Here is a 12213-nt window from a genome sequence, read left to right on the forward strand (position 1 = left end):
TGGTTGTACGTGCGCGATCGGGCCGCGGATGCTACGCAACCCGTACCGTACCCTCAAGACGAGTGCCGGCTGGCGGTAGGCTGGTATTGGCTGTGTGCCCCGTGCTCAGGGCGCTTGCCAGCAAAATGAAGATTTGTTCATGGCGGCGGCGTGGTGATGGAATTTGCTGATGGACCGATGCAAGTTGAGTCCACGAGCACGCCTATGTCGCCATGAACCTGCTATTCCTAAGAAGACCCCTGAACTCACCAAGGCCCGTCGATGCTGGTCATCGAGCAACTGCACAAATCATTTCCCACCCCCCAGGGCCCGCTCCCCGTGCTGCAGGGCGTCGACCTGCGCCTGGCGCGCGGCAGCAGCCTGGCGCTGATGGGCGAGTCGGGCAGTGGCAAGAGCACCTTGCTGCACCTGGTGGCCGGCCTGGACCGCGCGGACAGTGGCCGCATCCTGATCGACGACACCCCGCTCGACAGCCGTTCCGAGGCGTCGCTGGCGTTGTGGCGGCGGGAGGGCATAGGCCTGGTGTTCCAGCAATACAACCTGATCAGCAGCCTGGACGTGGGGGCCAATCTTGCGTTCCAGGCCCGGCTGGCCGGTCGGCATGATCCCGATTGGCTGGCCTACCTGGCGCAGCATCTGGGTTTGGCGGATTTGCTGGCGCGTTACCCGGAGCAACTGTCTGGCGGCCAGCAACAGCGGGTCGCCATCGGCCGCGCCCTGGCCGGGCGCCCGGCCTGGTTGCTGGCCGACGAACCTACCGGCAGCCTCGATGAAGCCAGCAGCGATGAGGTGTTGAGCCTGCTGTTGCAACTGGTCGCCGAGGCTGGCAGTGGGGTGCTGATGGTGACCCACAGCCCGCGGCTGGCGGCGCGCTTGCAACAACGGTGTTACCTCCAGGCCGGCCGCGTGCGGCCCGAGCCGGGCGGATGAGACTTCTATCGCTGGCCCTGCTGGCGCTGCTCAGTCACTGGCGGCGCCATCGCGTGCAGTTTTTCAGCATCTTCACCGGCTTGTGGCTGGCCACGGCGCTGTGGACCGGCGTGCAGGCGCTGAACAGCCAGGCACGCAGCGACTATGCCCGGGCCAGCGCCGTGCTGGCCGGGCCGCTGCAGGCGCAACTGGTGCCGCGCCGTGGCGAGCGCTTCGACCAGGCGTTGTACGTGCAGTTGCGCAGGCTGGGCTGGGCGGTGACGCCGGTACTGGAAGGGCGCCTGCGCTTTGCTGGTGAGCCGGCGCGCGCCGTGCGCTTGATCGGCATCGAGCCGTTGAGCCTGCCGCCGGCCAGCAGCATCGCCGGTGTGCAGCCGCAAACGTTCGATCTGCAGGCCTTCATCGGCATGCCCGGGCAAGCCTGGGTCGGGCCGGACACCTTGCGCCAGCTGCATGCAGAGCCCGGGGCGTCAGTGCGCGACAGCGAAGGGCAGCTGCTGCCGCCGTTGGTTCTACAACCAGCGCTGGCGCCGGGGGTGATCGTGGTCGATATCGGCCATGCCCAGGCGTTGCTGCGTGCACCCGGGCAATTGTCGCGCTTGTTGTTGGCCGCCACGCCGGGGCAGTTGCCCGCAGATATCGCGCCGTACCTTGAGCTGCAACCCCGGCAGGACGATGGTGGCTTGCAGCGGCTGACCGACAGCTTCCACCTCAACCTGACCGCCCTGGGCCTGCTGGCGTTCGTCGTCGGCCTGTTCATTGCCCATGCTGCAATCGGTTTGGCACTGGAACAGCGGCGCAGTCTGATTCGCAACCTGCGCGCCTGTGGAATCGGCCTGCAAACCCTGCTGTGCGCCTTGATGCTGGAGCTGGGGCTGTTCGCGGTGTTGGGCGGTCTGGCCGGCGTGGCCAGTGGTTACGGGCTGGCCGCGTGGTTGCTGCCCGATGTGGCCGCCAGCTTGCGCGGGCTATATGGCGCCCAGGTCGCCGGGGCGCTGAGCCTGCCCGCAGGGTGGTGGCTGATGGGCGTGCTGGTGAGCGTGCTGGGGGCGCTGCTGGCGGGTTTGGGCAGTGTACTGCGTGCGGCGCGGTTACCGTTGCTGGCGCTGGCACAACCTCAGGCGTGGCGGTTGGCGCAGGGGCCTTGGTTGCGGCGCCAGGCCCTGTTGGCCGGCCTGATGCTGTTGCTGGCCTTGGGTTGTGGCGTGCTCGGCGATAGCCTGCCCAGCGCTTTCGCCATGCTGGCCGCGCTGCTGCTGGCGGCGGCGCTGTTGCTGCCGGCCTTGCTCGACCGGGTGCTGGCCTGGTTGGCGGGCCATTGTCGACGGCCCTTGTCGCAATGGTTCGTCGCCGACAGCCGCCAGCAACTGCCAGCCCTGAGCCTGGCGTTGATGGCACTGTTGCTGGCGCTGGCCGCCAGTGTCGGGGTGGGCAGCATGACCGAGGGCTTTCGCAAGACCTTTGTCGGCTGGCTTGACCTGCGCCTGTCCGCCGACCTGTATGTCACGCCAAGGGACACCGCCCAGGGCCTGCAGATAGTCGAGTGGCTCGGGCAGCAACCTTCGGTGGGTGTGGTACTGCCCGGCTGGCGTTTGGAAACACAGCTGCAGGGCTGGCCGGTGCAGGTCCAGGGCATTGTCGATCACCCCGTCTATCGCACCCGCTGGCCATTGCTAGAGCAGCAAGAGCAGGCCTGGCAGCAACTGGCCGCCGGGCAAGCCGTGATGGTCAGTGAACAGTTGGCCAGGCGACTGAAGCTGCAACTGGGCGATCACCTGAGGCTACCCGCAGACACTTCGCCAGCCCTGAGCGTTGTGGGTATCTATGCCGATTACGGCAACCCCCAAGGGCACATGCTGGTCAATGCCGGCTGGCTGCGCGCGCACTGGCCACAGGCAACCCTGACCGGGTTGAGTGTCGATCTGGCGGCCGACCAGGGGGCCGCGCTCGAGGCAGCATTGCAACAGCGCTTCGCCCTGGGCGAGGGCCGCGTGGTCGAGCAGGCGCGTCTCAAACGCTGGTCCACCGATGTGTTCAACCGCACCTTCGCCGCCACCGCCGCGCTCAACAGCCTCACCCTTGGCGTGGCAGGCGTGGCGCTGTTCATCAACCTGCTGACCCTGGGCCAGACCCGTCTGGGCCAGCTGGCGCCGCTGTGGGCACTGGGCGTGCGGCGCATGCACCTGGTGTGGCTGAGCCTCGGCCAGACACTGCTGCTGAGCAGCCTTACCGTGCTGCTGGCGATTCCGCTGGGTATCCTGCTGGCCTGGTGCCTGGTAGCGGTGGTGAACGTGCAGGCATTCGGCTGGCGTTTGCCGCTCCATGTGTTCCCTGCGCAACTGCTGCAACTGGCCTTACTGGGCATGCTTACCAGCCTGTTGGCCAGCGCCTGGCCGCTGTGGCAGCTGGCGCGTCGCCAGCCGCGGGAACTGTTGAGGCCGTTTGCCGATGAAACCTAGCGCCTGGCTGTTGCTATGTGGGTTGCTGGGCGGCTGTGACCAGCCCGCCGAGCAAAGCTATGCCGGGCTCGGGCAGCAGGCGGGCCAATTCAGCCAGGTAAGCCGCGGCCATCGCCTGGAATTTCCGCGTGACCACGGGGCCCACGATGGCTTTCGCATCGAATGGTGGTATGTCACCGCCAACCTCAAGGACTTCCAGGGACGGGACTGGGGCGTGCAATGGACGCTGTTCCGCTCGGCCTTGCGCCCAGGCCCCGAAACTGCCGGCTGGAACAGCCCGAACCTGTGGATGGGGCATACGGCGCTGACCGGTCCCGGTGGTCATCGGTCTGGCGAAACCTTGGCGCGCGGGGGTATCGGCCAGGCCGGAGTGCAGGCCCAGCCGTTCCGGGCGTGGATCAATGACTGGTCGTTGAAGGGCAGCAATGGCATCGAAAATCTGCAAATGGTCGCCGGTGGTGAAGGCTTTCGCTATGACCTGCAACTGCGCAGTGATCGGCCCTTGGTGCTGCACGGGGACCAGGGCTACAGCGAGAAGTCCGGCAAAGGGCAGGCATCGTACTATTACAGTCAGCCGTTCTATCGGGTAAGTGGGGAAGTGCAGCGTGACGGCCAGTGCATTGCTGTCACCGGCCAAGCCTGGCTGGACCGGGAATGGAGCAGCCAGCCGCTGGCTGCCGGGCAGACGGGGTGGGATTGGTTCTCCCTGCACCTGGACAGTGGCGCCAGGCTGATGCTGTTCCAGGTGCGCGAGGTGCAGGGGGCGGCGTATCGCGCCGGGACCTGGGTCGGCCCGCAGGGTGATGTGGTGGCGCTGCAGGGTGCACAGGTGCAGCTGCAGGCGCTGGCCTGGGCGCGGCAGAAGAATGGAAAAAAGGTGCCGACGCGGTGGCAGGTGCAGGTGCCGGGGCATGGCGTTGATGTGCAGGTCGAGGCTGTGGAATCGCAGGCCTGGATGGAGACGCGGTTCCCGTATTGGGAGGGGCCGGTACGCTTGACCGGGAGTGCCGGTGGGCGGGGGTATCTGGAGATGACCGGGTATTAGCGATCCAGGTATTTCTGCGTTTTCATGGGGCTGCTTTGCAGCCCATCGCCGGCAAGCCAGCTCCCACAGGTACTGCACAGGACTTGAGGTCAATGCGGTCGAGATGGGGGCTGGCTCCCACAGGGATTGCGCATGGCTTGAGTGCAGCGCGGTCGAGGTGGGAGCAACTGTCTTGAATATTTATTCAAGCCAGCACTGGCCCTTGTAGGAGCGGCCTTGTGTCGCGATGGGCCGCGCAGCGGCCCCGGCAATCTTTGCTGCGAAGCTGAAAACCTGGGGCCGCTTCGCGCCCCATCGCGACACAAGGCCGCTCCTACAGGTATTTGCACATGGCTTGAGGCCGGTGTGGTCGAGGTGGGAGCTGGCTTGCCGGCGATGGGCCGCATCGCGGCCCCGGGTTTTCAATCCTTGATCAGCCTACGCAGTACTGCGCGTGCTTCTTCAGTACGCAAGCACTCGACGAACAACCGGCTTTCCCGTGCCACCGTGGCCTCCAGCTCCTCACGCTGGCCATCCTTGAGCAGCCGCTTGCTGATGCGCAGCGCCGCCTGCGGGTAGCCTTGCATCTGCCGCGCCAGTCGCGTTGCAGCTGCAAGGCACTGTTCACCGTCTTCATGCAGTTCATTCGCCAGCCCCCAGGCCACCATCCGTTCGCCGTCGAGCAACTCGTTTGCCAGCAGCAGGCGAGCCGCCCGGGCATGGCCAAGCAAACGCGGCAACAGCAGGCTGGAACCAAACTCCGGGCACACGCCCAGCGGCGCGAAAGGGATGCGCAGCTTGGTCGTACGGCTGACCAGCACCTGGTCGCAATGCAACAGCAAGGTGGCACCGATGCCGATCGCCGCACCACTGACCGCGGCAATCAGCGGTTTGTCCAGGCCCATCACCACCCGCATCAGGCGGAACACCGGGCTGTCCAGGTCGGCGGGCGGGTTGTCGAGGAAGTCGCGCAAGTCATTGCCGGCAGTAAAGCAGTGGGGCCCGCCGGTGATGATGATGGCTTCGACATCAGGGTCTTCACCTGCCGCCAGCAGCAGGTCGCCCAGCTGTTGGTACATGGCGGTGTTCAAGGCGTTGAGCTTGTCGGGGCGGTTGAAGGCCAGGGTCAGCAGGCCCTGGTCCAGGTCACGTGTGATCAGGTCGTTCATGGCAGCCGCTTTTGTTGTTGTGGGTATGGGTGCCAAGGGTTTATCACGCAGTCCGGCTTGTTGTACAGTCGTTCAGTCCAGCCCCTAGCCCGAGAGCCGCCGATGAACCAGGAAGCCCGCTACCACCGCATGCTGCCGGAATTGCGCAAAGCCAACCTGGTCGAGGCAACCCTGGTATGCCTCAAGCGCCATGGCTTCCAGGGCGCGTCGATCCGCAAGATTTCGGCCGAGGCCGGGGTTTCGGTCGGGTTGATCAGCCATCACTACGCCGGCAAGGATGAGCTGGTGGCCGAAGCCTACATGGCGGTCACCGGCCGGGTGATGGGCCTGCTGCGCGAGGCCATGGCCCAGGCCGCACCCAATGCCCGCGAACGGTTGTCGGCGTTCTTCCGCGCCTCGTTCTGCGCCGAATTGCTCGACCCGCAATTGCTCGACGCCTGGCTGGCGTTCTGGGGCGCGGTGAAGACCGCCGATGCGATCAACCAGGTGCATGACCATTCCTATGGCGAGTACCGCAATGAACTGAGCGGGCTGCTGGCCACGCTGGCCGACGAGGAGGGCTGGCAGGGCTTCGATGCCGACCTCGCGGCCATCAGCCTGAGCGCCTTGCTCGACGGCCTTTGGCTGGAGTCGGGGCTCAACCCCGGTACCTTCACCCCCGAGCAGGGTGTGCTGATCTGCGAGGCCTGGGTCGATGGCCTGCAGGCCGGTGGCCGACGCCGCTTCAGCCCGCCGGAGGGCTGTTGATCGCCTGTTCAGTAACGAGTACGCTGCTGTCGCGAGTGTGTAGAACAACACCAATAAAAAAAAGAGACGACACGCAATGACGCCTCGGGTATTGATCGTCGATGACGATCCGCTTATTCGTGACTTGCTGCAGGCCTATCTGTCCCAGGAAGGCTATGACGTGCACTGCGCCGACACCGCGGAAAAGGCCGAAGCCCTGCTCGGCAGCCAGGATGTCGACCTGGTGCTGCTGGACATCCGCCTGCCCGGCAAGGACGGCCTTACCCTGACCCGCGAGCTGCGGGTACGTTCGGAGGTCGGCATCATCCTCATCACCGGCCGCAACGACGACATCGACCGCATCGTCGGCCTGGAATGCGGCGCCGACGACTACGTGATCAAACCGCTCAACCCTCGCGAACTGGTATCCCGCGCGAAGAACCTGATCCGCCGTGTGCGCCATGCCCGCGAGGTGCACCCGGCGCCGGCCTGCGCGCAATCGCTGAAGCAGTTCGCCGACTGGGCGCTGGACACCGACCGTCGGCGCCTGATCGACGCCCGTGGCGGGCAGACCCTGCTGACCCATGGCGAGTTCCAGTTGCTCAGCGTGTTCCTGCGCAACAGCGGCCACACCCTCAGCCGCGACCAGTTGATGGACCAGATCCGCAACCGCGAGTGGGTGCCCAACGACCGTTCCATCGACGTGCTGGTCGGCCGCCTGCGGCGCAAGCTGCATGACGACCCGGCCGAGCCCCAGTTGATCATTACCATCCACGGCACCGGCTACCTGTTCACCGCCAGCGTGGCGGCATGACCCGCAGCGCCTGGGTGCTGGCCTTGGCAATGTTCGCCATGCATGCCAGTGCAAGGCAGCCGGTGCGCTACTGCGACTACCCGGTGTACCCGCCGATTTCCTGGAGTGACGGCCACCAGGTGCGTGGCCTGGCCCCCACCGTGGTGCGAGAGCTGTTCGCGCGTATGGGCTACGAGGTGCAGACCGTGGTGCTGGGCAACTGGAAACGCTGCCTGATGGACGCCGCCGCCGGGCGAGTGGATGTGGTGCTGGCCTACAACAGCGACCAGCGTGACCAACGCATGCGCTTTTCCACGGTGCCGGTGGTGCGCGAGGAAGTGGCGGTGTTCTACAACCATCTGCGGCCAGTGCAGTTCCAGCGCCTGGAGGACCTGGCCAGCTACCGCGGCGGCCTGCTGTACGGCGAAAGCTACGGCGCCGATTTCGACCGCTTCGTCGCCCGCCACCAGAACATCGAACGGGTGTCGTCCAGCCAGCAGAACTTCGGCAAGCTGATCCGTGGGCGCATCGACTACGTGATCCAGGAGCGGCGCACCGGCCAGCTGTTCATCGAAAACCTGCCCGGGGCGCAGGACATCCGCGTATTGCCCACGGCCCTGAGCGTGGACTACCTGCGCGTTGCGATATCACGGCAATCGCCCCTGAGCCAGCATATGGACGAAATCGACGCACAGCTGCTGCAGATGAACCAGGCCGGCGAGATCGAGCGCTGGCTGGAGCAGAGCGAAGTGACCTACCGCGACATGGTCAACCTGCCGGCGGACTCCCGATGATCCGCCTGCGCACCGATGGCTTGCTGCGTCGCCTGCTGCTGTTCATCCTGCTGTTCAGCCTGTGCTTCACCGTGCTGGCCAGCTCGGTACAGCTGTACTTCGAATACCGCCGCGAGATGCGCGATATCGAGGCGCGTATGGCGTTGATCCGGGCGGGTTACCTGGCTAGCCTGGAGCGCAGCCTGTGGGACCTGGACGAGGCACAGCTGGATACACAACTGCGCGGCCTGGTGGACTTTTCCGATGTCGCCCGGGTGCGCCTGGTCAGCGACGACTTCCAGCTGCTGCGCGGCGTGGCCGAGCCCAAGGGGCCGCTGCGCATCGAACGCTTTCCCCTCGATTACCAGCCGCCCTCGGGGCCGGCCAGGCACCTTGGCGAGCTGGAAGTCAGCATCGACCTGGGCGCGGTGCACAGGCGGCTGTATGCCACAGGCCTTGCCAGCCTGCTATGGATGGGCGTGTTCCTGTGTGGCCTGGCTGTGGCGTTGTCGGGGCTGTTCTACCGCCTGGTCACCCGCCACCTGCAAGTGATGGCCGAGTTCGCCCGGCGTATTGGCGCCGGCCAGTGGCAGGAACCGTTGCGCCTGGGGCGCCGCACCTCGGCACGCCCGGACGAGATCGACACCGTGGCCAATGCCCTGGATGACATGCGTCGCGCCATCCTCAGTGACATCGAGCGCCGCGAGCGCGACCGCCTGGCGTTGCAGGACAAGCGCGACGAACTGCAAGCCATGGTCGAGCGGCGCACCGCCAGCCTGGCCCGGGCCAAGGACGAGGCTGAAGCCGCCAACCTGGCCAAGTCACGGTTCCTGGCGACCATGAGCCATGAGCTGCGCACACCGCTCAACGGCATTCTCGGCATGGCCGAGCTGCTGCGCGGCGGCCGGCTGGAGGCGGCCGACCGCCAGCGCGTCGAGGCCTTGTACAAGGCCGGCGAGGGGCTGTTGGCGATTCTCAACGAGGTGCTGTATTTCGCCCGCCTCGAGGAGGGTGAGAGCCGCGCCGAGCTGGTCGGTTTTTCGCTACGCCAGTTGTGCCAGGAAGTGCTGGCGCTGCTCGACCCCATGGCCAGGGACAACGGCGACGCCCTGCAACTGGAAATCGACGAGCAATTGGCCGAGTACCAGCACGGTGCCGAACAGTATCTGCGCCAGGTGCTCAGCAACCTGCTGGCCAACGCCATCAAGTTCACCGAACACGGCGAGGTGCGGCTTGCGGTGCAGGTACTGGCCAGTGACCAGGGCTCGCAGCGCTTGCGGGTGTCGGTCAGCGACAATGGTATCGGCATCGAGCCGGCTGTGCAGGCCAGGGTCTTCGACCGCTTCGTCCAGGCCAGCGAGGCGGTGGCCCGGCGCTACGGCGGCACCGGCCTGGGCCTGGCGATCTGCAAGCACCTGGTGGAAAAACTGGGCGGCTGCATTGGCCTGGACAGCGTGCAAGGGCAGGGCAGTCGCTTCTGGTTCGAGCTCGACATGGCCCGCGGGCAGCCACTGCTGGCCAGTTCACCAGCCCCTTCGCCGCTGGCCAGCCTGGACATCCTGGTAGTCGAGGATGTGGCATTGAACCGCGAGGTGGCCGGCGGGCTGCTGCTGCGCGATGGCCACCGGGTGAGCTTTGCCGAAGACGCCGGGCAAGCCCTGCAGGCCTGCGCGCAGCGGCGCTTCGACCTGATCCTGCTCGACGTGCACCTGCCCGGCATGAGTGGGGTGGAGCTGTGCCGGCAGCTGCGTGTCACCCCCGGGCCGAACCGCCATAGCCGGGTCCTGGCCCTGACGGCTGGCGTGCAGCCGGGGCAAGTGCCGGGTTATCTGGACGCCGGCATGCAGGGGGTGCTGGCCAAGCCCCTGCGGCTGGACAACCTGCGCCAGGCGCTGGCCGAAGCGGCGCCCGCTGAAGAGACGGAGGTCGACGCAGCAATCGACTGGTCGTTGCTGGGCACCCACCGCTCTCTGCTGGGGGAACAGAAGCTGCAAGGCCTGCTGAAGGTGTTGCGCCAGTCGCTGGAGCAGCACGCCACGGCGTTGGCCGAGGCGCTGCCGGCCCAGGACTTTACCGAAGTGTTGCACCTGGCCCACCGCCTGGCCGGCAGTTGCGACTCCCTGGGTTTTTCTGGCCTGGCTGCGCTGTTGCGACGCCTTGAAGACGCAGCCAGGCAGCATGACGAACAGGCATTGAAAGCGCTCGGCGAGCCGCTGGCCACCGAGCTCGCCCAAGCCCGCGCCACCCTGGAACAGCTGATCCAGAGCTGACGTACAAAAAAGTTACGACTTTTTACATCTTCGATCCGTTCGTACAACGGCACCTTACATCCGTTTCCAATAATCCATGGCAACCGTGTTGCACGCGGTCCATGAGGCTTATTGGAGACAAGAATAATGACATGCCGTAGCGCTCAGCCCCTCCTTCACAGCACACCGCGCGGCACCAGCCGCAATGGCGAGGTGCGCCATGACTGACACTCACGAAAAGATCCAGCTCACCCGCGCGCTGAAAAGCCGGCACATCTTCATGCTGTCGCTGGGCGGGGTGATCGGCACCGGGCTGTTCATGGGCTCGGGCGTGACCATCAACCAGGGCGGCCCGGTAGGCGCGATCCTGGCCTACCTGGTCGCGGGTTTGCTGATGTACCTGGTGATGGTCTGCCTGGGTGAACTGTCGGTGCAGATGCCGGTATCCGGCTCGTTCCAGGCCCACGCCACCAAGTTCATCGGCCCGGCCACCGGCTTCATGATCGGCTGGGTGTACTGGATGAGCTGGGCCACCACCGTGGGCCTGGAGTTCACCGCCGCCGGCATGCTGATGACCCGCTGGTTCCCGGAGGTGCCGATCTGGTACTGGTCGGCGCTGTTCGTGGTCGTGCTGTTCGGCCTCAACGCCCTGGCCACTCGCGCCTTCGGCGAGGCGGAATACTGGTTCTCGGGGATCAAGGTGGCGACCATCGTCGGCTTCATCATCGTCGGCCTGCTGGTGATCTTCGGCGCCATCCCGCTGAGCAGCGGGGCGCCGGCACCGATGCTGGACAACCTGATGGGCGAGTCGCTGTTCCCTCATGGCCTGTCGGCGGTGTTCGCGGTGATGATGACCGTGGTCTATGCCTTCCAGGGCTGCGAGATCATGGGGGTGGCTGCTGGCGAGACCGAACACCCGGAAAAGAGCATCCCGCGGGCCGTGCGCAACGTCGTGTTCCGCGTGCTGATCTTCTACGTGCTGGCGATTGCCGTGCTGTCGGCCATCGTGCCGTTCGAGCAGGCCGGGCTGATGGAGAGCCCCTTCGTGCAGGTGTTCGACATGGTCGGCATTCCCTTTGCCGCCGACCTGATGAACTTCGTCATCCTCACCGCCATCCTCTCGGTGGGCAACTCCGGGCTGTATGCCTCCACGCGCATCCTGTGGGCCATGTCGAAGAGCGGCATGGCGCCGAAAAGCCTGTCGCCGCTGAGCAAGCGTGGCGTGCCGTTGCGGGCGCTGAGCATCACCCTGTGCTTTGCGCTGATCTCGTTGATGACCAGTTTCATTGCCGCCGACACCCTGTTCATGGTGTTGATGGCGGTGAGTGGCATGTCCGGCACCGTGACCTGGATCGTCATCGCCCTTGCGCAGTACCGCTTCCGCAAGGCCTGGCTGCGTGATGGCGGGCAGTTGCAGGACCTGAAGTACCGCGCGCCGCTGTACCCGCTGGTGCCGCTGCTGTGCATCACCCTGTGCAGTTCGCTGTTCGTGTTCCTGGCGCTGGATGAAACCCAGCGGCCGTCGTTGTACTGGGGCTTTGGCTTCATTGCCCTGTGCTACGCGGCGTACTTCTTCGTCAACCGTCGTCGGCAGGGGGCCTTCGAGCCTAGTGCGCCGGGGGTTTGATGCCGTGGGGCGTTGGTTGTAAGTGTTTGGCGAAGCATTTTTATTGTCTGTGAGATCGAGCGCCGCCCGCGCGGCGCTTCGCGGGTATTCGCCTTGATACTTTCTGCGCCTGTGAGACCGAGCGCCGCCCACGCGGCGCTTCGCGGGACAAGCCCGCTCCCACATTTGTTGCAACGTGGCCATGCCTGTGGGAGAGGCGTTGCCAGCCTTGGTACATGTCTTGAGACGGGTGAAGCGGCAGCAGTGCCAGCTGAGAAGCCGAGTCAAGCCAACAAGGCTGACAACCATGGCCTGACAGGTTCGGCACGTTGCAACAAATGTGGGAGCGGGCTTGTCCCGCGAAGCGCCGAGCGATCTCACAGGCTATGAAATGCCACGGCGAAAACCCCCGGTGTAACAACAAAAACCGAGTTGTGCGAAGTTGTAACAGCCCATCCCGCCTTGCTGAACACTCGTTTAGTAT

9 protein-coding genes are annotated in these 12213 nt (G+C 65.6%); 8 read left to right on the top strand and 1 reads right to left on the bottom strand.

Annotation, left to right across the window (positions count from 1 at the left end; all coding sequences use genetic code 11):
* The first annotated feature begins 261 nt into the window (after nucleotides 1-261).
* Genes J5M58_RS18255 through J5M58_RS18265 form a run of 3 tightly spaced genes read left to right on the top strand, consistent with a single transcriptional unit; the run spans nucleotide 262 to nucleotide 4434 of the window.
* Nucleotides 262-930 (top strand): ABC transporter ATP-binding protein, encoded by a 669-nt coding sequence (locus J5M58_RS18255; protein ID WP_207879013.1) that lies wholly within the window; start codon nucleotides 262-264, stop codon nucleotides 928-930.
* Entirely contained in the window at nucleotides 927-3389 is a 2463-nt protein-coding gene (locus tag J5M58_RS18260; RefSeq protein WP_207879015.1) for an ABC transporter permease, read from the top strand. Before J5M58_RS18255 ends, J5M58_RS18260 begins: the two co-directional genes overlap by 4 nt.
* Entirely contained in the window at nucleotides 3379-4434 is a 1056-nt protein-coding gene (locus J5M58_RS18265) for a lipocalin-like domain-containing protein (protein ID WP_207879017.1), read from the top strand. Before J5M58_RS18260 ends, J5M58_RS18265 begins: the two co-directional genes overlap by 11 nt.
* 401 nt (nucleotides 4435-4835) lie before the next feature.
* Here the strand turns inward: J5M58_RS18265 and J5M58_RS18270 are convergent, their stop codons facing one another.
* Entirely contained in the window at nucleotides 4836-5582 is a 747-nt protein-coding gene (locus tag J5M58_RS18270) for an enoyl-CoA hydratase-related protein (protein ID WP_112252692.1), read from the bottom strand.
* A gap of 102 nt (nucleotides 5583-5684) precedes the next feature.
* On the opposite strand from J5M58_RS18270, the gene J5M58_RS18275 reads away from it, so the two are divergent.
* The 5 genes from J5M58_RS18275 to J5M58_RS18295 all read left to right on the top strand — a co-directional run bounded on the left by J5M58_RS18275 (nucleotide 5685) and on the right by J5M58_RS18295 (nucleotide 11750).
* On the top strand, nucleotides 5685-6329 hold the full coding sequence (locus J5M58_RS18275) for a TetR family transcriptional regulator C-terminal domain-containing protein (RefSeq protein WP_112252691.1): 645 nt from the start codon (nucleotides 5685-5687) through the stop codon (nucleotides 6327-6329).
* Nucleotides 6330-6405: 76 nt separating this feature from the next.
* Complete coding sequence (locus J5M58_RS18280) at nucleotides 6406-7122, top strand: response regulator (protein ID WP_012271826.1); 717 nt, start codon at nucleotides 6406-6408, stop codon at nucleotides 7120-7122.
* A complete protein-coding gene (locus J5M58_RS18285) occupies nucleotides 7119-7895 on the top strand; it encodes an ABC transporter substrate-binding protein (protein ID WP_207879019.1) in 777 nt (258 codons plus the stop codon). Before J5M58_RS18280 ends, J5M58_RS18285 begins: the two co-directional genes overlap by 4 nt.
* On the top strand, nucleotides 7892-10144 hold the full coding sequence (locus J5M58_RS18290) for an ATP-binding protein (protein WP_207879021.1): 2253 nt from the start codon (nucleotides 7892-7894) through the stop codon (nucleotides 10142-10144). The genes J5M58_RS18285 and J5M58_RS18290 overlap by 4 nt, the downstream gene beginning before the upstream one ends.
* Nucleotides 10145-10343: 199 nt before the next feature.
* Entirely contained in the window at nucleotides 10344-11750 is a 1407-nt protein-coding gene (locus J5M58_RS18295) for an amino acid permease (protein ID WP_207879023.1), read from the top strand.
* Nucleotides 11751-12213 lie beyond the last annotated feature (463 nt).

The organism is Pseudomonas sp. 32_A (assembly GCF_017490905.1).
GTDB classification, from domain to species: domain Bacteria; phylum Pseudomonadota; class Gammaproteobacteria; order Pseudomonadales; family Pseudomonadaceae; genus Aquipseudomonas; species Aquipseudomonas inefficax.

Coding starts and splice junctions, on each gene's coding strand:
- J5M58_RS18255 (WP_207879013.1), top strand. CDS start 262: ATGCTGGTCATCGAGCAACTGCACAAATCATTTCCCACCCCCCAGGGC.
- J5M58_RS18260 (WP_207879015.1), top strand. CDS start 927: ATGAGACTTCTATCGCTGGCCCTGCTGGCGCTGCTCAGTCACTGGCGG.
- J5M58_RS18265 (WP_207879017.1), top strand. CDS start 3,379: ATGAAACCTAGCGCCTGGCTGTTGCTATGTGGGTTGCTGGGCGGCTGT.
- J5M58_RS18270 (WP_112252692.1), bottom strand. CDS start 5,582: ATGAACGACCTGATCACACGTGACCTGGACCAGGGCCTGCTGACCCTG.
- J5M58_RS18275 (WP_112252691.1), top strand. CDS start 5,685: ATGAACCAGGAAGCCCGCTACCACCGCATGCTGCCGGAATTGCGCAAA.
- J5M58_RS18280 (WP_012271826.1), top strand. CDS start 6,406: ATGACGCCTCGGGTATTGATCGTCGATGACGATCCGCTTATTCGTGAC.
- J5M58_RS18285 (WP_207879019.1), top strand. CDS start 7,119: ATGACCCGCAGCGCCTGGGTGCTGGCCTTGGCAATGTTCGCCATGCAT.
- J5M58_RS18290 (WP_207879021.1), top strand. CDS start 7,892: ATGATCCGCCTGCGCACCGATGGCTTGCTGCGTCGCCTGCTGCTGTTC.
- J5M58_RS18295 (WP_207879023.1), top strand. CDS start 10,344: ATGACTGACACTCACGAAAAGATCCAGCTCACCCGCGCGCTGAAAAGC.